The 20,759-nt window shown below is 56.0% G+C and carries 20 protein-coding genes; 2 read left to right on the top strand and 18 right to left on the bottom strand.

Translation table 11 applies throughout. The annotated features are described in order from the left end of the window. Positions 1–159 precede the first annotated feature (159 nt). The 15 genes from Poly51_RS30605 to Poly51_RS19475 form a co-directional block, all read right to left on the bottom strand. Entirely contained in the window at positions 160–492 is a 333-nt protein-coding gene (locus Poly51_RS30605) for a hypothetical protein (RefSeq protein ID WP_186775679.1), read from the bottom strand. Between the two features lie 158 nt (positions 493–650). Then, positions 651–1,067 carry a hypothetical protein gene (locus Poly51_RS19410; protein WP_186775680.1) on the bottom strand — a complete coding sequence of 139 codons (417 nt, stop codon included), beginning with the start codon at positions 1,065–1,067 and terminating at the stop codon, positions 651–653. A gap of 74 nt (positions 1,068–1,141) precedes the next feature. Further along, complete coding sequence (locus tag Poly51_RS19415) at positions 1,142–1,567, bottom strand: hypothetical protein (RefSeq protein WP_146459447.1); 426 nt, start codon at positions 1,565–1,567, stop codon at positions 1,142–1,144. Between the two features lie 160 nt (positions 1,568–1,727). Continuing rightward, the gene (locus Poly51_RS19420; RefSeq protein ID WP_146459448.1) at positions 1,728–2,126 is read right to left on the bottom strand and encodes a hypothetical protein; all 399 of its coding nucleotides are present in this window, start codon (positions 2,124–2,126) and stop codon (positions 1,728–1,730) included. A 152-nt stretch (positions 2,127–2,278) separates the two neighbouring features. Beyond that, entirely contained in the window at positions 2,279–2,629 is a 351-nt protein-coding gene (locus Poly51_RS19425) for a DUF6368 family protein (RefSeq protein WP_146459449.1), read from the bottom strand. 773 nt (positions 2,630–3,402) lie between these two features. Next, positions 3,403–3,798 (bottom strand): hypothetical protein, encoded by a 396-nt coding sequence (locus tag Poly51_RS19430; protein ID WP_146459450.1) that lies wholly within the window; start codon positions 3,796–3,798, stop codon positions 3,403–3,405. A gap of 163 nt (positions 3,799–3,961) precedes the next feature. Further along, positions 3,962–4,345 carry a hypothetical protein gene (locus tag Poly51_RS19435; RefSeq protein ID WP_146459451.1) on the bottom strand — a complete coding sequence of 128 codons (384 nt, stop codon included), beginning with the start codon at positions 4,343–4,345 and terminating at the stop codon, positions 3,962–3,964. Between the two features lie 175 nt (positions 4,346–4,520). Next, the gene (locus tag Poly51_RS19440; RefSeq protein WP_146459452.1) at positions 4,521–4,880 is read right to left on the bottom strand and encodes a hypothetical protein; all 360 of its coding nucleotides are present in this window, start codon (positions 4,878–4,880) and stop codon (positions 4,521–4,523) included. A gap of 157 nt (positions 4,881–5,037) precedes the next feature. Then, positions 5,038–5,403, bottom strand: coding sequence for a hypothetical protein (locus Poly51_RS19445; RefSeq protein ID WP_222435896.1), 366 nt, complete (start codon positions 5,401–5,403; stop codon positions 5,038–5,040). 175 nt (positions 5,404–5,578) lie between these two features. After that, positions 5,579–5,830: a hypothetical protein gene (locus Poly51_RS19450; protein WP_146459453.1), complete on the bottom strand. Its 252-nt coding sequence runs from the start codon at positions 5,828–5,830 to the stop codon at positions 5,579–5,581. Between the two features lie 322 nt (positions 5,831–6,152). Continuing rightward, the gene (locus tag Poly51_RS19455; RefSeq protein ID WP_146459454.1) at positions 6,153–7,625 is read right to left on the bottom strand and encodes a tyrosine-type recombinase/integrase; all 1,473 of its coding nucleotides are present in this window, start codon (positions 7,623–7,625) and stop codon (positions 6,153–6,155) included. A gap of 345 nt (positions 7,626–7,970) precedes the next feature. After that, on the bottom strand, positions 7,971–10,673 hold the full coding sequence (locus tag Poly51_RS19460; protein ID WP_246114616.1) for a prenyltransferase/squalene oxidase repeat-containing protein: 2,703 nt from the start codon (positions 10,671–10,673) through the stop codon (positions 7,971–7,973). Continuing rightward, complete coding sequence (locus Poly51_RS19465) at positions 10,670–11,092, bottom strand: ExbD/TolR family protein (protein ID WP_146459455.1); 423 nt, start codon at positions 11,090–11,092, stop codon at positions 10,670–10,672. Before Poly51_RS19465 ends, Poly51_RS19460 begins: the two co-directional genes overlap by 4 nt. Before the next feature lie 3 nt (positions 11,093–11,095). Next, positions 11,096–12,094: a MotA/TolQ/ExbB proton channel family protein gene (locus tag Poly51_RS19470; protein WP_246114617.1), complete on the bottom strand. Its 999-nt coding sequence runs from the start codon at positions 12,092–12,094 to the stop codon at positions 11,096–11,098. Then, positions 12,091–15,351, bottom strand: coding sequence for a tetratricopeptide repeat protein (locus Poly51_RS19475; RefSeq protein WP_246114618.1), 3,261 nt, complete (start codon positions 15,349–15,351; stop codon positions 12,091–12,093). Before Poly51_RS19475 ends, Poly51_RS19470 begins: the two co-directional genes overlap by 4 nt. 458 nt (positions 15,352–15,809) lie before the next feature. Between Poly51_RS19475 and Poly51_RS19480 the strand changes: the two genes are divergently transcribed. Then, positions 15,810–16,808 carry an NAD-dependent epimerase/dehydratase family protein gene (locus tag Poly51_RS19480; RefSeq protein WP_246114619.1) on the top strand — a complete coding sequence of 333 codons (999 nt, stop codon included), beginning with the start codon at positions 15,810–15,812 and terminating at the stop codon, positions 16,806–16,808. A gap of 105 nt (positions 16,809–16,913) precedes the next feature. Beyond that, positions 16,914–17,405: a DinB family protein gene (locus tag Poly51_RS19485; RefSeq protein ID WP_146459457.1), complete on the top strand. Its 492-nt coding sequence runs from the start codon at positions 16,914–16,916 to the stop codon at positions 17,403–17,405. Positions 17,406–17,491: 86 nt separating this feature from the next. Here the strand turns inward: Poly51_RS19485 and Poly51_RS19490 are convergent, their stop codons facing one another. The 3 genes from Poly51_RS19490 to Poly51_RS19500 all read right to left on the bottom strand — a co-directional run bounded on the left by Poly51_RS19490 (position 17,492) and on the right by Poly51_RS19500 (position 20,687). Beyond that, on the bottom strand, positions 17,492–18,490 hold the full coding sequence (locus Poly51_RS19490; protein WP_146459458.1) for a potassium channel protein: 999 nt from the start codon (positions 18,488–18,490) through the stop codon (positions 17,492–17,494). An 80-nt stretch (positions 18,491–18,570) separates the two neighbouring features. Continuing rightward, positions 18,571–18,987 carry a DUF1844 domain-containing protein gene (locus Poly51_RS19495; RefSeq protein WP_146459459.1) on the bottom strand — a complete coding sequence of 139 codons (417 nt, stop codon included), beginning with the start codon at positions 18,985–18,987 and terminating at the stop codon, positions 18,571–18,573. A gap of 71 nt (positions 18,988–19,058) precedes the next feature. Continuing rightward, complete coding sequence (locus Poly51_RS19500; RefSeq protein ID WP_146459460.1) at positions 19,059–20,687, bottom strand: CTP synthase; 1,629 nt, start codon at positions 20,685–20,687, stop codon at positions 19,059–19,061. Between the last annotated feature and the right edge of the window lie 72 nt (positions 20,688–20,759).

The raw sequence follows: 20,759 nt of genomic DNA on the forward strand, positions 1-20,759 counted from the left end.
AGACAACGGAAGGTTTTTACGACACCGCCCTAAACGAAGCGAACGATGTCTGATATACGGAAAATTGTACCAAGGCCATGGCCCGTTGCCAAAGAGCCAAGGTGTGCCCGAAGGGCCTCAGCGTAAAAACCATGTTGTACGCCACGACACGCGCTGTGATCACAGTCCGGCGCTGTATTCAGGAGTTTCGCCAACGAATGGTCTGGTTTCACCATCAAAACACATGCTGAGAATGTGGTTTACATGGTGGCCGATGACAGGTGTGGGCGACAATGGCGGAACCCAAAGACGTAGTGGGCGTTCTGAGTTTTGTATGCCGGGGAACTCAAGCCCATGCACTACCAGCAGACTGGAATCACCGATCAAGAGGTAGCCAACGATAAATTGCTTGTCGTCAGAAGCGATCCGAAGATGGACATCACCCTCGATCCACCAGACGAAGGGACGCCCCTTAAAGTCGAATTTCGCTCGCCCTTTTTTGCGGATGCCCATTTTGTTTGTGGCGTACAACGGAAGGTTTTTACGACACCGCCCTAAACGAAGCGGTGGAGTTTGAATCACGAGAAATTGTACCAATGCCAGCGCCCGTTGCCTACCAACGAAGGTGTGCCGAAGGCCTAGCGTAAAAACCATGTTGGGCGACCGGTGAGCTATGGGTGCTTGAGCCCCAGATAGTTAACAGTATCGGCGAGCTGCGAATGATCGCGGAACCATTCGAGCAATTGACGAACGTTGCGTGGCGTGAACGCGGAAGCAGTGCCGAAGAGTGGACAACGCAATCGCCGCCAAGGTCCGGGTGGGTCACCATTCTTGATGACGAGGTGCGAAGTTGCCTCATCCTGCCCTAACTGATACGTGACAAGTAGCGATTTGTCGTCCTTGCAGATGTTCGCATGGAAGTACGTGCCCGGCGAAAATACCTCGTAGTCCTCGGCAACCCACCAAACGTATGGGTCGCCATCGAAGTCGAAAGCGTTTCGGCCTTTCTTTGCGATGCCCATGACTAGGTCGCCCAACGGAAGGTTTTTACGACACCGCCCCAAACGAAGCGGTGGAGTTTGAATCATGAGTGATTGTACCAATGCCAGCGCCCGTTGCCAAACAAGCGAAGGTGTGCCGAAGGCCTAGCGTAAAAACCATGTTATGTGCCCCGCGGCTCAGAATCGAATGCAGCAGCCCATACATCGCGCATTCTCGGAGTCAGTGTGTGCATCTCGTCTTCGCAGGTAGCGTCGGGGCAGCACCAGTCGTGAATTGTAAAGGCGTGGAGCGTACGGTTTGCGATCAAGATCGAGCAAATGCGGCTCCACTGGTCATCAGTTAACGTGCCGCTGTCAAGTGCGTCGTGGGCGGATGCAACGCACAACGCCATAAGCGCGAATCGGTCATCGTCGGTTAGAGCGGGCGCGTTGTAGGCGGCCAGAAACTCACTGAGGCGTGAGGCGTCGGCGTGTTCGAGCTCCCAGTCTTGCGTGTACGGATTCGTATTGAAACCGAACATCGCTTCCAGCGTTACTGGCGAGCCAACGAAACGGTCTGGAACAACAGCGTCTCTGAAGCTGACCATTTGCAATAGGGGCACATAACGGAAGGTTTTTACGACACCGCCCCAAACGAAGCGAACGATGTTTGAATAACGGAAAATTGTACCAATGCCAGCGCCCGTTGCCTACCAACGAAGGTGTGCCGAAGGCCTAGCGTAAAAACCATGTTGGCAGACACTGGCGCTACGATTGATCTTTGGGGTGCATTGCAGCATGCTCGGCCTGCCGATAAGCCTCGCAATGGTGAATGTCCGAAAGCAAGAATCCGTCATGCGCAGGTTGCTCGACACCATTGCGGCGCAATCCAAGGTCATTTTTGGCGACAAAAGCGATAAATCGCGAGACGTGGCCGAATGCGACACCGTTCCGTTCGGGGGCGGGAATCACCGTGCCATCAAGTGAGACGTAGCCCGCAGTGCGATCGTCGTTGAATTTGATGCGGTAGATGGAGCCGGTCTCGTCAGCGAATTCAAGCGGGTTCGACGTGCCGTCGTCGGCAGCAACAGCGCCGCGAGATTGTACGAATTCGAGGAAGACGTCAGTGGGGCAAGGTCGGATTGTGGTCAGTTTGTAGAAGGTCACAATCTGATTGATCTGTGTCTGCCAACGGAAGGTTTTTACGACACCGCCCAAAACGAAGCGAGCGATGCCTGAACTACGGGAATTGTACCAAGGCCAGCGATCGTTGCCAAAGGACGAAGGTGTGCCCGAAGGGCCTCAGCGTAAAAACCATGTTAGCCGTCCCCGACCCCGCGATTAAGGCCATCCAACAGGTCAGCAACAAGAACGGCAAGCCGTCCGCATGCGTCACGATCAGTTTTTGATGGGTATGCGATCACCACGATTTCCGGAGCATCATCGGTCGTCAAACCAGCGTCCAGCAGATCGTCATGGCAGTCTGGGCGACCATGTGTCTCGAAGACGGTCAGAGTTGCGCGCGATCTGCCGTCGGTAAAGTCCCAGTGGCGACCTTTGCGAGTCTCGGTGACGTCGGATGCGCGGTCATGGAGCAGCTGCGAAACCAAACCGGTTTGAGCAACCGTGAACGGCGAACGAAGGATCACACTGGCGATTGCGCCGCTCATGGGAAACGCTAGGGGACGGCTAACGGAAGGTTTTTACGACACCGCCGTTACCGAAGCGGTGGAGTTTGAATCACGAAAAATTCTACCACCGCCAGCCCACGTTGCCAAACAGGGAAGGTGTGCCGAAGGCCTAGCGTAAAAACCATGTTATGTGACCGTTGCACTACGTTTGATCGTCCACTTCGCGAAGCACCGACACATGGGCATGGCAACCGTGTGACTGCGCGTTGCATTTCCCGCAATTTGGGCAGGTGATTGGATGAGTGTCCATCGAGCCCTCGATTAGGGGTGTGTCACATGGAGGGCAGTAAAGTTGTGACCACAGGGAATCGAGTGGTAAGAGATATCCCGGTGTCGAATCACAGATTGCGGCAATTAAGCCGATGTTGTGCGACAGAAATTCCGAAGCCGACAATGAGTGTTGGTGTCCATGAAGCCAGTTGCGGAATGAACTACGATCAAAGTCAGTTGCGATGGAAACGTGTGTAACGCAATTCGGGCAGAAGAAACGCCGGACGGGAGTGTCGGACGTGGAGTGGCCGATCCACTCGGTGAATGTGTGAGCCTCCCATTCGTGAGAGCAGTCAGGACAAGAGGCGCGGAATTCCCACGGCATTGGTTCACCTGAGGTCACATAACGGTAGGTTTTTACGACACCGCCCTAAACGAAGCGAGTGATGCCTGAACTACGAAAGATTGTACCAAAGCGAGCGAACGTCGCCAAACATGGAAGGTGTGCCGAAGGCCTAGCGTAAAAACCATGTTGTCCGCCGCTACCTGCGAGTGCGACCGTATTCCACGTAGGGCGAAACATCACTCCAGAGTTCCATGAGTTCTGCACGGGGTACCGTGATGGTCGCAATAAATCGATCAAGAATTTGAGCCGGGATTAGCACGGTGTGACTGCCAGTGAAACGCAATTCCCAGTCCCATTGGTCGTTCGCGTACCCAACCATCATGCGAAACAGGAGCGTACCATCGGCCCACAGAGTTACGTATAGGTGCCCACCGAATGAATCCGCCGCCGCGAGTAGCCATTCTCCGTCATGATCAACAAGCGACCGCGTAATCGTCCAATGCGAGTACTGCTTGATGCGGCGTGAGTTTTCACAGAACGTCTCAGCAACGCTCATTAGTTTCGGGTCGTCGAAGTGAGTTAAGATTGCCATTTCGATCGACTGCGGCGGACAACGGAAGGTTTTTACGACACCGCCCTAAACGAAGCGGTGGAGTTTGAATCACGAGAAATTGTACCAATGCGAGCGCACGTTGCCTACCAACGAAGGTGTGCCGAAGGCCTAGCGTAAAAACCATGTTAGTGGCCACGGGGCGTTAGTAATGGGCGTCCATTGCCAGAGCAGCCCAGTCCAGTTGCGCGATGAGCGGCGCGACGAATTGTGCAATCGGCACGGCAATGTCATTGGCAAACCAACAGCAGGTCAGCGCGGAATAGTGGGCATTGGGCGAAAGTGGATCGACGCACTGGAGTTCACAGACAACGATCCACGTAGGATTGTCGTCACCGTCTGGGCACGGCGCGATGAAAACGCCGGATTTGGCGGGAAAAATGCCACGTACTCGGTCGGGGAGCGAGTCCATCACGAAATCGCGGATAATGTCGGGTTCACCAGCATAGATGCCGCGGGCAAAGTGATCGAAGTGGACGCCGTGAATGTAGACGCTGCGGTCACATTGCGTTTTGAATGCATCATTCATCTAGTGGCCACTAACGGAAGGTTTTTACGACACCGCCCAAAACGAAGCGAACGATATCTGAACTACGAGAGATTTTACCAGCAGAGAGCGGCTTGAACAATCGACAGCGGTGTGCCGAAGGCCTAGCGTAAAAACCATGTTGTTGGTCACTGAAGTGCGAGGAGAGTCACCATTGTTATAGAGCCTCCTCGGAAACGCTCCAATCGGATTCCGCGTCGGTTAATCGCAGAACGTGAACGAAGTAAGCCGCCATGAAGTCTGCGAGTGCGGGCAACGAACCGTCCGCGCCATGAGAGAAGGTTACGAAAGTGTTCGGTTCCCACGACGCGATGTCAAGGAGAGGAACATCCGGAAGTGATGCGAGAGCCGATGCGGGATCATCCGCCGACGGATACGCGAGATTGATGTGCTCCCACGTGATCTGCGCCCAACGGTCAGCACCCGCGGTTGACTGCAGGTTAACGCACCAATCGCCGAAACCGTCGGCAGTTTGGGAAATGGCACGTTCGATATGTCTAGCGATCCACGAAGCCATTTGCCTGTGACCAACAACGGAAGGTTTTTACGACACCGCCCTAAACGAAGCGGTGGAGTTTGAATCACGAGAAATTGTACCAATGCCAGCGCCCGTTGCCTACCAACGAAGGTGTGCCGAAGGCCTAGCGTAAAAACCATGTTGGGCGACCGGTGAGCTATGGGTGCTTGAGCCCCAGATAGTTAACAGTATCGGCGAGCTGCGAATGATCGCGGAACCATTCGAGCAATTGACGAACGTTGCGTGGCGTGAACGCGGAAGCAGTGCCGAAGAGTGGACAACGCAATCGCCGCCAAGGTCCGGGTGGGTCACCATTCTTGATGACGAGGTGCGAAGTTGCCTCATCCTGCCCTAACTGATACGTGACAAGTAGCGATTTGTCGTCCTTGCAGATGTTCGCATGGAAGTACGTGCCCGGCGAAAATACCTCGTAGTCCTCGGCAACCCACCAAACGTATGGGTCGCCATCGAAGTCGAAAGCGTTTCGGCCTTTCTTTGCGATGCCCATGACTAGGTCGCCCAACGGAAGGTTTTTACGACACCGCCGTTACCGAAGCGGTGGAGTTTGAATCACGAAAGATCGTACCAATGCCAGCGCCCGTTGCCTACCAACGAAGGTGTGCCGAAGGCCTAGCGTAAAAACCATGTTAGGCGACGCTGAGCTACCGAATCGCGTTCCAACGCGATTGGGCCGCAAGTCACGCACCCAAGATCGAACCATCGTCGGTCATGCGTTGATGCCGACCAACAGCGTTGTTGTATCGTGCGATAAACGCATCACGCAGCGGCCAGTCAACGAAGCAGGGGCGATGCATGCCAGAGTCAGAGAATCGCCAAAGCGGATCATCGGGATCAGCGATAAAGTGAGATGTACCAACGACGTCATCACCATCCGCGAGAATTTCGCCGCAGATTGAGCATTGAGTCTTGCCGCGAAAGATCAGAGCCACTCTGCCACCACAATTGATTGAGTCGCCTAACATGACTTTATGCGACACCCCCCACCAAACTAGTGGGTGATGGGTTCGCTTGGGGGACTAAGGTTAGCATCTTTGGGAGGGAATGCAAAATTTTTGCCGTTTGCTTTTTTGATGTGGCCGATTCGACGAGGCTGGGGCGCTGAACTTGTTTGGTTTGCGCGTATTCGTTTCCGTCGCGCTGTGTGGAGCGTTGATGGTAGGGGCAATGTCGAGGTGGCTGCGGTTTCAGGCTATGGCGGTGGGGCCACCATTATTCGCGAACCTGAATTCACCGTCGTGCTTGGGCATGCTGTTAGGGCGGAGAGTGCTTCGTCGCGGGGTTCGTTGGGTGGGCCGGCGTTGCGACTGCGGTTTGAGAGCTTGGGATGCTGGAAAGGCACAGCATGCGGCGGGTAATCAATTGCTGGATGATCTCATAAAATTCGGCTTCCTGGATTCTTGATACAACGGCTTGGCCAAGCCGGTTCGCGATTGGTTTCCATTGTTCAATCGGTGGGATCTCGATCGTGACGAGGCCTGGTCTGGGAGTATGTGCGACAATGCCGGTCAAGAATTCGCGGCGATTGCCGCGGATGAGCTCGATCGTAAATTGCGTTCGATGCTCGGCGCGATAGGTTGCGTCGCCCGTGCTTGGGTCACGGCGGTGGTGCAGCCTGAGGCGTCCTACCGTTGCCTTTGTCGTCGTTTGCGATCTTGGCTGCGATGATTCTGTGGTTGCATTATTGGGTTGGCGATGATGAAGTTGGTCCAGCGGGCTGGGGAAATTTGTTTGTTCTTTGGCGACATGCACATATAGAGTTGTTGTTTCTAAACGCACGTGACCAAGCACCTTTTGGATGCGGCGTATATCGCATCCTTGTTCAAAAGAGTGTGTGGCGAAAGCGTGGCGTAGCGAGTGTGGGGTGATCTGCTTTTTGAGTCCTCCGACCCGGCAAGCTCGTTGCAGGATGCGCTGAACCGTGCGAGGCGAAAGGTGCCGATTCGATTGGCTACGATGACCGGACTCGGTGCGAAAGATGAAGTCGGCTCCTTGCACGCTTGGCGTCGGCGACTTCCTGTTGGTGCCACTGGGTGAAATCGTGTCGGCCGCCGATGGAGTCAACAAATCGCGGTATTGAATCGGAAGCTGGACGTGCCGGTCAGCGTTTCCCTTGCCTTGTTGGACAAAAATCTGTTGCCTATCAGCATCGATGTCGCACCATCGCAACCGCGTCACCTCGCTCACTCGCAGACCGGCGCCATACATCAATCCGATCAGCAACTTGTCTCGCCGCGACGGGGCGGCGGCCAGCAGTGTACAGACTTCTTCGCGACTGCATACGACGAATCGTTGTCGTGGACGCCGCGGGGTTGCGAGACCTAGCGTAACGTCTCGGAAGCACATCTTGTCCCAAGTCGTACGTATCGCTGAGAGCGCAACCGATATCGATGACGCGCTCTGACCAGCATCGACTAGGTATTCCAGGTAACGCCTCACATGCTCGCGAGCAAGCAAGTGAGGCGCGCGTCCAAACCATCGCAGAAGGGATCTTACACTTGCTAGATAGGACTTGACCGTACGCCGAGTGTAGAACCGAATTTTCATTTCTTGGTGCATGCGTTGCATGAAATGCATCGCGGACGGTTTTTCAATGTCCAACGCGATCACCGCAAGATGGTCGGTCAGGTGATCGACGACCGGCCCGCAGGGCGCGTCACGCCCGGCGGCCAAACGATAGGGTTGCCCAGAAATGTATCGATGAATCGTTGCGTTTTTCGTCGCCATCGCAGTAACTCCCTCAACAGCGTGGATACCGTAAACGGGTGGTGGCTCGCCATGTTAGGCCGATCCAGCCCGGGCAATCACAGTGACGAATGGTGAAGTCAATTTCAATCAGATTTGATAAAACGACACTTCGACCATTAGCTAGCACGACGGGTAGAGCTAGCAAAGAGCGCGCGATGGCAAACGCAAATCGTACTCACTGCTGGCCCTCAAACGAGCGAGGCCTGTTGAGTCTCGGCAATTTCGCTATTTGACTTTCAGCGCTGCGGCGCCGACTCTAACGAAGCCGAGACTCTGCTTCGGGTTGGATCCGACGCGAAAGGTTGAAGCACGGACGATGACTGACTACTCGGCCGTTTCTTCGTAGATCGGCAGGTGACGATAGTAGACTTCTAGGTTTAGCAGGTTCATTGTCGTGACGTACAAGCGGCCCGCGTGGACGCTCCATCGATCCGGCACCGGATTGATAGGATCCCAACTGCCTGCTTCGGCACCTTCGTTCAGTTGGCTTTCCAACAACACCGGGTTGAGCGATTGGTTCCAACGTTTCCAGTAGTCGCCGCCCATGTGGAACATCACTTGAGTCGCGTAGTACCAATAGTATGCGTCTCGTTGGGGCGATTTTGCGCTGCCCATTTGGGGCGGGTACTCTAGCAAGTACTCGGCCGCCGATTGCATCGCCGGCGTGTCACGTCGCCAACCGGCGTACATCCGCATCAACATGCCCACGGACGTCATGGTCGGTGTTGGCAAGCGTCCGTGGCGTTGGCTTGGCGTATCAGGCGCGTAGGGGTTGTATCGATAACGGTCTTCGCGATCGGGACTCTGTGCCAAATCCAACCATCGATTGATACCCTCATACGTTTTGGCCGAGACTTCTAAGCCGGACAGTTGACCACTCTTGAGCGCCATCATCATCCATCCACTCACGCTGGTATCGCTGCTGACTTGCGGCACATAACGCCAACCACCGCGCGAACGATTCTGAGTTCCGGCGATGAAGTTCAAACAGCCCTGTGCGGGCTCCTTCAATTCCTCATCTTGCGTCATGCCATAGGCTTCACACATCGCAAGCGAAGCGATGCCGTGCGAGTAGAACGCGACGTTCTGGTCACTGAGCGGATCTTCGCTGCGAAACAAGTCGCCATTGGTGCGTTGATTGTCGATCAAGAACTTCAAACCAAGGCTAACCGTATCGGCGTACTGGTGTTCGAGGTGGGTGTAACCGGCGCCTTGAAAGGCGAGCAAACACAAACCCGTCGCCGCGGTATCACTTTTGAGAACGACTTCCGTGCCGTGACCTTGCAGCGACCAACTGCCATCTTTGTTTTGGATACTGGCCAAGTACGCCAAGCCTCGTTCGATCGCCTCTTCCGTTGCCGGGCCGACCATGCCCGCCGGCGTTGGCACCTGACCGCCTTCGGTTCGCATGACGCGTCGGCTGAACGATTCGACGGCGGCGATCTTGCTGCCGACGGGGACGACGGGGCCGCCTACGTCGCGCCGTCGGCGCGATCCCGACGTCAGATCAACCGATGCGATCGAGAGGGCTTCGATCGAAGGAACAACGCCGGTGCTTCGACTGCGTAAATCGGCTAGTCCGATCGGCCCCTCTTCGATCGGTAAATCGATCGTCGGACCTGCCATCGACGACGCCGATAGCTCTCGAGTCGTATCGCGCGACGACGGGGAACGGGTCGGCATGGTCGAAAGGCTCCGTTCGCTGACTTCGGACGACGGCGACTCGACCGCCGAACGAATATCTGCAGTCGCGAAATCGCCGCTGGCGTCGGGGACGCCGGCCGGCGAAAAACCGGTCGCCGGACCGCTCAGTCGAGATGCCCCGGAAGCCCGCATCGCATTGCCGGCGGTGACGTTGGGACCCCCCGCCGCGACAGCCAAGTCGTTTCCCGTGCGACGTTGGCCCGCCAAATCGTTTTCGGATGAACTGGTGGACGCAACCGAGGGCGTTTCACCGAGAGTCAATTGAGCACCGACGGCTTCGCCTTGACGCGACAACGGTGACTCGACCGGCGAGATCATTCGATCCGCAGCATCCACCAACTTTGCAACAGCGACCGTCGGCGGCGCCGGCGCCGATCCGGCGGGCGTGGGTCGTCGCATTTCGGATCGATCGCGACGCTGGCGCATGACACCGGAATCCCCGACACGAGGCAACGCTTCGCTCCGCTGTCTTGCGCCGGCGAGTGCTGGCGCGTTTACGGAATTGGGCTTGGACGTGTCTGGCAACATCGCGGGCGAAGGAATTTGGCGTGTGACCTTCGTGGGCGAGCGGCGCGTCGGATTGTCGACGGGTCGGTCCACACTTGCCGAATCGACTTCTGCCGCCATCGGAACATCCGGAACGACGGGCGAAGCAGCGGCAACGTCGACGTTCTCGGGCGCCGTAATCGATCGACGCGCGAGCTTTGCCGGCGAATCGCTTGGCTGGGGCAACGATTCAGCGGGCTTCTCACGCTCGACCAAATGTTTCTGAATCGGCCGCTGAACGGGGTCTTTTAAGTTGGGCATCTCCAGCAGCGGTGCCGTGTGCTCGACCGGCGGCAATTGCCGCTGCTGTTGCGGGATCACCGGCGACGCGGTTTCTGTTTCCGTCGGTTTGGACCAATCGGGCTGTGTCGACCGAGTCTCAGATGTCTTGAACAAGTACTCCGGAACCGTCCGACGCACGGGCGAACGTTCCGGCTTCACGCCGGTAAACGCATCTGGAAAATAGCGACTAAAAATGATCACGTTGACGGCCAGCGTCAACAGCATCAGGTGAACGAGTACGCTAAACAGAAACCCCAACTGAATCGACTTGTGGACATAGTTGGATGCGATTCCACGTACAAACAAGTCTAACACTAACGCGACCAACGGCACCGCGATCACGTAAGTCCAAGCGTTGTACTGCCACCGCTGGTCATCGAACGAAAACTGGCTGAGCACCAAATACAACACCAAAGTCGCAAGTGCTGCGATCGATAGATCCAGTGGCCACATTCGCTCGGTCGGCGCGTCCGATGCTTGGGTTACGGTGGTCACGCGCCCGGCCCTTCTTGGGTTGTAACGCTATAGTCGGTGACGCCGGTTCGATTGCAGATGTCCATCACGCTGACCACGGGCTGGAATGCCGTTTCGCGATCGGCACGGATCACGACCGTTTGATTGGTCGGATTGCTGGCAACCGCGCGTTCAAGCAGTCCCTGCAAACCCTCCAGCGACGTGACTTCGCCGCCAAGATAAATCACTCCTTCGGCATCGACGTCGATGATTACTTCACGCGGCTTGCCCGTCATCGGTACTGCGCTGGTTGCCGATGGCAGCACGATGTTCAAGCGTCGCTCCTCGTCTTCAAACTCGCTGGTCACCAAGAAGAAGATCAGCAGCAAGAAAACGACATCGATGAGCGGCGTCAAACTCAACGTGCTAGCGATATTGGAACGTTTGATTTCAACGGCCATCGATTACCCCATCTTCGCTTCGTCGCGTGCCTTGCCGGATGTTCGGGGCGGCGGAGGTGGTGGCGGTGGATTACCTTGACCAAATGGCGCGTCCATTTTGGCCATCGTTCCGTCGGACAACATCTGGCGACGTCCGGCGAACCGAGCGATGCCGGGTGCAACGTTGAACGCCAATTGTTCGACACGGTGAAACAACTTGATCAAGCGATTCTCCAAATACAAGGCCAACATCGCCGCGGGAATCGCAACAACCAACCCGGCCAACGTCGTTACCAATGCCGTGTAGATGCCTTCGGACAATTGCTCGCTGCGACTACGATCGGCAGTCAACGTGGTCGATTCGTGGAACGCTACGATCATGCCCCAAACCGTTCCTAGCAAACCCATCAACGGCGTCGCGGCGGCCGCGAGCGTCAACCAACGGATGGGGGACGCGTGTTGGTCCGCTTCACGCTCGATCGCTTCGGTTGCGGCTCGCTCGATATCTGCGAGCGGCTGACCGGTCCGCTGCAACATCGCGTGAACGACGCGGGCGGCGGGTGACGGAAAGTCCAAACATGATTGATGCGCCAAGCTTGGATCGAATTGGTCCATCGGATCCAACATGGTTTCCAAGCGGACCTTCAACCGCGGCGGGATGATGCGTCGGCGGCGCAAACTGACAAACCGTTCGACCGCAAGAGCAACGACCAAGAAGCTCATGATGCCGATCGGGATCATGAACGCACCGCCACGCGAAATCAGCGTCAACAGATCGATGCCCGACGGCGTCGCATCCTCAGTCGCGGCGGCAACCGGCTGATCCGTCATGATCGACTCAATCTCGGCTGCGTCGATCTGGCCAAAGCCACCGTCGCCCCCTTGACCGAACACATCGTTCTGGCCCGACATCGCTAAGGAACCAAGGAAAACAAGTGCAACGATCGCGAAGCGGAATCCGATCCGATTCTTCATGATCACAGTCGTCGCGATGGTCGTGGTCGCGGTCTTGAAACAGATCACTTTGGTTGGGCCTCTAGACGCTCTCGTGACTTGGCAGCGAGTTCATGGTCAGGATGTTTTTCGGCGACGTAATTATAGAAGCCAGCTGCAATCTGAGCCGCTTTTTCTTTGGCCGCAGCCGTTTTTGTCATCTGGGCGAGTAACTCGCTACATCGCCCTGCTTCGAAACCGCTCTTGGCTTGCCAATTTTTGATCCCCTCGGGTGCCTTGTCGGCGCCGAAACCGAACATCACGCGTTGGAACTCGGGAATTGCTTTGTCGAACTTTCGGTCGCCAAAATAGATTTCACCCATCATGAAACGAGCCCTCGCGGCCAGTTCGTTTCGATAGTTGTCCGCCACCTCGCCAAAGAACTTCAGCGATTGGTCGTTCTCTTGTTTTTGTTGATAAGCAAATCCGGTTTCGTAAAACACTTGCGGCAGATAGTCAGACGACGGAAACCGTTTTCGCATTTCGTCGTACCACTGAATTGCGACGTCCCATTGCTTCAACTGCGCCGCGCTCTGGCCTCCGTGCAGCAACGTCAGCTCACGAACCTGACGTTCGGCGCCGTCTCGAATTTTCTTGGAGGTGTCATCATTCGCGACGATGCGTTGGCGGGCAACTTCGTAACCGGCAAGTGCGTTTGCGTAGTCAGCCTGTTTGAATCGCGATTCGCCGACCATCATCAGAGCATCGAAACTTAGCCGACCCTCGGGATACTGTTTGGCTTGCTCGGCGAACGCCTTTTCGGATCGATCGTAGTCGGCCGATTTGAATCGCGACCACCCCAATCGATAGAGCGACTTCTCGCCCAGTTCCGGCGATGCCGATTTCTTCGCCGCGATCTCGAACCGCTTGGAAGCTTCGTCCCAGTTTCCGGTTGAGTAATTTTGTTGGCCGATGAAAAATGAAGCATCGGCCACCAATGACGTATCGGGATACTTCGTCACAAGGTCCGTGAAGTGCTTGACGGCCGCGTCATCGTCACCCGCTTCTTGAAGCGACCAACCGAGTTCGTACAACACTTTGTCCATCGACGGGTAACCGGGCACTTCAGCAACTAACCGATTCAGTTTTTCAGCCGCCTTCGCGGGCTCTTTTTCGGCTTGATCGATTAGCGCCAACTCATAAAGCGCGTGCCCCAAATTCGTACCGCGAGGCGGGATGGCGAGAAACGTTTCCAAATCGGTTCGCGCGTCGTCGTACCGCTTCAAGTTGCGTAGCGTGATCCCGCGTGTCAGCATCGCGTCGCCTCGAAGCGGATGACTTTTGTACTTGTCGATCAAAGTTTCGACGGACGCCAAGGCGGATGTGTGGTCCCCGGACTGAAGCAGCGCGAATGCTTTTCCGTACAGCGCATACGGCAACAATCCCGGGTCACGGTCCGATGCCAAAATCTCATCAAACCAGCCGACCGCTCGGTCGAACTCTTCCTCGCTGCTTGCGGCCTGTGCCAACTTGTATCGAGCCTGGTCGGCCATCCGAGTATTCGGCGACGACTGGATCATCTTGGCCCAAGTCGCAATCGCCGATCCAGAATCACCGTCCGCCAATTTCGCCTGACCGACCATCAACGTCGCCTCTTCGGCACGCGGCCCCCTGGGATCGGCTTTGGCCGCCGTCGCGAAGGCTTCCGCAGCCTTACCGGGACGCTTCGCCATCATGTGAGCTTGGCCGATCAACATGGCGGCCTCTGCTTTCTGTGACGTCTGGGGCAATGAGTCTATTTCCGCACCCAGCATTTTGATCGCTTCATCGAACTTACCCGATGCATTTGCGGTCGTCGCCGCGCGAAGAACCCACACCGGACGCTGGACATTGTCCGGCTTGGTCGACGCAATCAGTTCACGATACGTTTGGGCTGCTTCATCCGTTTTGCCTGTCAATAGCTGGCCTTCCGCGGCAACAAACTTGACGTCTGGCAACAGTGTATCGCTCGGAAATTTGCTAATGAATTCGCCCGCGAGTGCAAGCGCCTTGGCAGGATCATTGACTTGAAGCGCCGAAAACGCAGCGTTGTAAAGCGCGCGAGGCGCAAGCTTGTCACCGGGCAATTCTCGATAGGCTTGCTCGAACAGCGACAACGATTCGGCAACCGTCTTCGGATTCATCGATAACGATTCGGCCAAATCCAGTCGCACGTCCATCGCGAACTCGCCTTCGAGCCCCTTCTTGATTTGAGCACGAGCGACTTCGGCGGCTATTTCTGGCTTTCCACGATCGATCGCGATCCGCGATAACCAGTGCGTCGCTTCGGTTGCAGCGACGGCGTTGTTTTGATCAAGCACCTTGGCGAACCGCTTTCCGGCTTCATCGATGTCGCCGCTGCGGTAGATACTTTGGGCGGATGCCAACGTGGCCGCTGCGGCGTATTCGGTATCCGGATAGTCCGACAACAGCAATTCGTACTTGGACGCCGCTTCGGCCGGTCGCTCGGCTTGAACTAACGCAAACGCTTGTCGAAAGATGGCGTACGACTTGTCCTCACTTGACTCGGTGGACTCGACCGCTCGGTCAAAAGACGCAACCGCTTTATTGTGTTCGCCTCGCAATATCGCCAGGTCACCTAAACGCAGATGAACATCGGTAACCAGATCGTTTTTTTCGCAACTGCTAAGCAATTGCTGAAACGAAGCCATCGCTTCTTCGAACTGATCGAGATCCTCCTGCGCAACACCGCGAGCATACAAGGCATCGCACCGGAGCGGCGATTCCTTCGCATCGGGCATCGCCATCAGTTCGTTGTAGTATGCGATCGCCTTCGCCGCGTCACCCAAGCCGTAAGCCGCTTCGCCACAGTAGAAAATGGCTCGATCCAGAAACCGTGATTTCGGAAATTCTTTGCGAAGCGTTTCGTAGACGTTGATCGATTCTTTCAACTTCTTTGCATCGCGTTTGTCTCGTTCGCCGGCCGACGCGTACAAACACCAACCTCGGTTGGCGAGACTCTCTTCGCGAAGGTCATACTTTTTGTCCTTCAGCGCTCTGGCAAACGCATCCGATGCAGCCGGGTAATTAGGCTTTTCGGCCTGCATGTAACAAACGCCCAAATAGTGCGCCGCCCGCGAAGCCATCTCGTGATCGGGGTGCTGTTTCAAATACGCCTGCCAACCTTGGATCGCCAAATCGATCGCGCCACCGGTCTGAAAGTTGGCGGCGTCTGCGTAGGCGGCCATCGCGGCCTCGGCTTTTTCATCAATCCCGCCGTCGCTCTTCTTTTGCTTGTCCTGAGCCGCCGCGGTAAAACCCGCCAAGACGATTGATATCCAAATCAACGCAGCGATCAATCTTTGGCCAATCACAGACGGGTGTTGGCCAACAACAGACAAGAAAGATGGCCGGGGTGATACGTCAGACGTCCAAATCACAAACTCTCTCCGAAGCCATTGCATTGAAGGAAAACAGGGATCCGGTGAAAATACGTTCCCTAAAACCTTGACGGCTTATTCTAGCGGCCTCGCAAGATGGTCGATAGTTCGCAGGCACGGCTTACCCAGACCTCAAAACTCACCAAACTTCGCGAATTACCTAATCGGTTGCTCGTCGACCGGCTCGGATCGAACCGTTCCCTGCTCTGTTTCGTAACGGTCCACCAATGGTGTGGTAGCGTCACCACCATCAACGAGGCTTGATTTCCCCTCAACGCCAGATGACGGAATCGCGGCGATCCGTTAGCGTCTATGAACGTTGTGCTCTTTGCCTAAATTCACTTCCATCATTCTTCGGTTCACCTGTGTCTGCGAAAAATTGTCTTATCACTGGCGGCGCCGGCTTCATTGGTTCCCATCTTGCCGAAAATTTGCTTGCGTCGGGGCACAAGGTCATCGTCGTTGATGACCTTTCGACCGGACGCGCAACGAATCTCGCAGCGGTGATCGATCATGAAAATCTTGAGTACATCGAGGGCACCGTCGAGGACGAGGACTTGGTGGCCGAAGTGGTCGATCGAGCTGACCGCGTGTACCACTTGGCCGCAGCCGTCGGCGTTGCGTTGATCGCGGCCCAGCCGATTCAGACGATCGAGCGAAACATCTACCCGACGCAACTGATTCTCAATCGCCTCGGCGAACGCGCCGTCAAGGGCGACCTTGTCCCCTGTTTCATCGCCAGCACGAGCGAAGTGTACGGAAAGAATCCCAAAGAAGTTTGGACCGAGGAAGACGACCTGGTTTTCGGCGCCACGACGAAACCTCGCTGGAGCTACGGCGTATCGAAGGCGATCGACGAGTTCTTGGCGCTGGCGTTCTATAAAGAGAAAGCGCTACCCGCCGTCGTCGGCCGTTTCTTCAACGTCGTCGGTCCACGGCAAACGGGCGCCTACGGCATGGTCCTCCCTCGATTCGTCGACGCCGCCCTGCGTGGCGAATCCCTTGTCGTTCATGATGACGGAAAGCAAATCCGATGCTTCGCCCACGTTGATGACGTCGTCGGCGCGGTCGCCAAGTTGGTGGACACCCCCGAAGCCGCGGGTCGCGTCTACAACATCGGCAGCGACGTGCCGATTTCGATTCTGCAACTCGCCGAGCGGGTCATCGCACGCGTCAACCCAAAGGCGACGATCGACTTTCAATCGTACTCCGAAGCGTACGACGATTCATTCGAAGACATTCGCCGTCGCGTACCCGACCTGACGCGCATCAGCAACACGATCGGCTACAAGCCAACCCATCACCTGGATGCGATCATCGATTCGGTGGCAGCGTTTCAACGCAAACAACTCGGCGGACAATAAGTGTCCGACCCCTTTTGTGCGAAGCACCCGCAGGACCGGTTCCCGGCAAAGGGGGTCGGACACTTTTTTGCTCGCCCACTTTTTTCTCGCCTAAGGAAGTTTGGAATGGACCTGAAAGATCTCGTACGACAGACGATCGCGACGACCGACCATGTCTGCATGATGTACCTTGGCGATTTGACGGACGCCGACTTGCTGCATCGACCTGTAGAGGGTGCCAACCACATCAACTGGCAACTCGGGCACTTGATTTCGTCGGAACACATGCTCGGCGAGATGGTCCAGTCCGGCGCGATGCCTGCACTGCCAGACGGATTTTCCGGAAAGTACGGCAGCGAATCGGCCAGCGGCGATGATGCGACAAAGTTCGCAACGAAAGACGAACTATTGGCCGCCAAGTCCACTCAGCGTGAGGGGCTGCTGAACCTTTTGGACACGCTGCCCATGGAGAAACTTTCGGACACGGCACCCGAAAGCATGCGTTCGTTCTTTCCCAATATGGCTGCATTGATTTTGTCCGCCGACAGCCACTGGATGATGCACGCCGGACAGTGGGCAATCGTGCGACGGTCACTCGGAAAGCCAGCGATTTTCTAGGCCCGCTTTCAACGCAAACCCGACGGGCCGCCGCTGGTTAAGCCGCCGACGGTCTGGCGAATCCACCAAAAGCGACTTACCGCCGGCTAGGTATCATCATGGTCGCGCAGTCGACGTAGCTTGTTGATCTGTCGCTGGACGAACCTTGCTTCGGATTCAATATCGGCGAGCCGCCTTTCCAGCTTTTCAATCGCGCGATCGGGATCGCGATGAATGTATCTTTGAAAACCGTCCAACAGCACGACCGCGCGAAGTGCTTTGACCGCCGTGCCGCGAAGTCGGTATACCCGGGCAAGCTTGGTCAGTTGCTGAATCTTCAACAACTTCGTCAGCCGCGTTGACTGGACCATCTGCAACGATCGAAGAAACGAAAAGAACGGCAATGAAATGATCGCCAAGTCGATCCAGTGTTTCTTGCAATACGCCAACTTCTTTTCGGCGACTGAGACTTTCAAGATGAATTCGAAAGCGAAAGCGAACCAGATGACCCCCGTCCCGATGTGCAATATCGTACGCAACCACGTGTACTCGGCGACCTGAGCTTTCATAAAAAACTCGATCACTAAGACTGGCAAGATCAACAGCGCGATTGCGATCATAGGAATGCTGAAGCTTCGCTCCAAACGACTCCTCAATCGCCGATTCGCTTGTCGCCAACCCAGCCCCGGCAACCACAACCGACAATTCATTTCGGGGCTTCGCGCGCACAACCGCAGACTGGGGCTGATGCAAAACAGCAACGCAAAGAAGTGGTACTTACGGTTCGCAGCGTTCCATGGCCGAGTCAACCAATGCCAAACGGACTCGACCACGACAATCGGCCAGATCAGAAACATCGCCCAACCGGCAAAATCGATGAAGCGATGGTCAATCACGTCATCGGTGTACATCGACCGCAATCGCGTTGCATCGGGACTGGCGGGGTCGATCGTCGTCAGCGCATTTTCCGACAAGTTCGGAACGTCGACCCAGACCACAACCAGAATCGCCTGGCAGACCAAAAACACTAACGACAATGTGAACATCAGGGCTGCCGTGTGAACGGCAATCCAGCGTCGCAAATCGTTTCGGTGGAGTTGGTTCATGCCGTATTCCAAGGCCGAAACGACGCCCTATCAGGGCGCGAAAAAACAGGCCGATTGCGAAACAGCGAATTCGCTCGCGATCACGACTGCTTGACGCTGACGTAAGCCATTCGCATCGCGTGCAGGGCTTCGGAGTGCATTTTTTTTTCCTGGTCGCTCAGGTTGCCCTTGGTCTTTTCACCCAGCATTTCCAACACATCGATGAAGTGTTTCGCGTAGGGTTTGTTGACGGTCGGCTGGCCGGTCGCCGGATCGGGAATTTGCCCAAGCATCGCCATCGATTGCGTAAAGAGCATCGAAAGCAGTGCCTCAAACGTGGCCGGCGGCGGAGGCATTTCGCCCGATGGCTGTTCCTTGGCGACGGCATCCGTTCCACCCTCACCGACTTTGATGTCCGCGTCGATCTTTTCCGCGCCGATCTTTTCCGCGTTAGTGCTTTCGGGTTCCTTGACGTTTTCCGCTTCCGTGCTGTCGTTTTTGTTTTCGTTTTCGCTCATCGGTTGCTCCAGGTGCGCGGCGAATGTTGATCGCCCACTGACTTTATGTTTTTATTCTAGTGCCTGCTCGCCTACGGTGCTTCGCTTGCCGATCGCGACTGCATACGATCAATCGCAGCGCCCACGAAACCGGCGAACATCGGATGGGCCTTCAACGGTTTACTCTTAAATTCGGGATGGAACTGAACCGCCGTAAACCAAGGGTGTTCCGGGATTTCAACGATCTCGACGAGGCCGCCATCAGGACTGGTTCCGGAAAACCGCATTCCGGCCGATTCAAATTGCTGGCGATACGAGTTATTGAATTCGTATCGATGGCGATGTCGTTCGTTGATCGATTCGGCGCCGTATGCTCGACCGGCGATGCTGTCGGGTTTTACCTTGGCCGGTTGAGTCCCCAGCCGCATCGTGCCGCCCATCTGGGTCACGTTTTGCTGTTCGTCCAACAAACAAATCACCGGGTGCGGCGTGTCTTTGTCGAACTCGCTGCTATGGGCGTTGTGCAGTCCCATAATGTGACGACCATATTCGATCACCGCACACTGCATCCCCAAACAGATGCCAAAGAACGGAACGCCGCGTTCGCGAGCGAACCTGATCGCTTGCACTTTGCCCTCGATACCGCGCTCGCCAAAACCGCCGGGAACCAGAATGCCGTGATACCCGCTGAGCAATCGCTCGGCACCCTCGCGTTCGATATCGGCGCTTTGAATGCGTCCGATCCGCACCTGCGTTTGGTGATGCATGCCTGCGTGGTCGATGGATTCGTAAATCGACTTGTAGGCGTCTTTGTGTTCGGCATACTTGCCGACCACGGCAATCGAGATTTCGTGGCGCGGATTGCGGAGTCGGTGCAGCAAGTCGGTCCAGGGCGAAATGTCCAGCGGCTTAGCGCTGGTCAGCCCGAGACGTTTGATCACCAATTCGTCCAGCTTGTTGTCGACCAGCGACAAGGGGACTTCGTAGATCGAAAAATCTTTATCCTTTTCTTCGATCACGGCTTCTACGGGAACGTTGCAGAACAACGCAATTTTTTCTCGGTCATCGCGGCTGATCGAGTGTTCACATCGACAAACCAGCACGTCGGGCTGGATACCGATTTCGCGAAGCTGGCCGACGCTATGCTGAGTCGGCTTGGTCTTCAGTTCGTCCGCAGCCTTCAGGTAAGGAACAAGCGTTAGGTGCATGTAAAGCACGTTTTCGCGACCAACGTCCAAAGAGAATTGACGGATCGCTTCCAAGAACGGCAAACTTTCGATGTCACCGACCGTGCCGCCGATCTCTGTGATCACGACATCGACGTCGTCGCCGCCCATCCGTTTGACCACCGATTTGATTTCGTTGGTAATGTGCGGAATGACCTGAACGGTCTTGCCCAGGAATTGGCCCTTGCGTTCCTTTTCGATGACGGACAAATAGATTTGCCCCGTCGTGTAATTGCAGTCTCGCGACAATAGCCCCGACGTGAAGCGTTCGTAGTGGCCCAAGTCCAGGTCCGTCTCGGATCCGTCATCCAGGACGTAGACCTCGCCGTGCTGATAGGGGCTCATCGTGCCGGGGTCGACGTTGATGTACGGGTCCAGCTTCTGCATGCGGACACGCAAACCCCGCAATTCCAGCAACATGCCGATCGAGGCGCTTGTGAGCCCCTTGCCAAGAGAACTGACCACGCCGCCGGTTACAAAAATGTGTTTCGTCATGGAACGAGATCATAGCGAACCGCTCTCGAAATGGGACCGGGTCAAAAACCGGGTTTTTGGCGAAACGGCGTT

The organism is Rubripirellula tenax, from assembly GCF_007860125.1.
GTDB classification, from domain to species: Bacteria; Planctomycetota; Planctomycetia; order Pirellulales; family Pirellulaceae; genus Rubripirellula; species Rubripirellula tenax.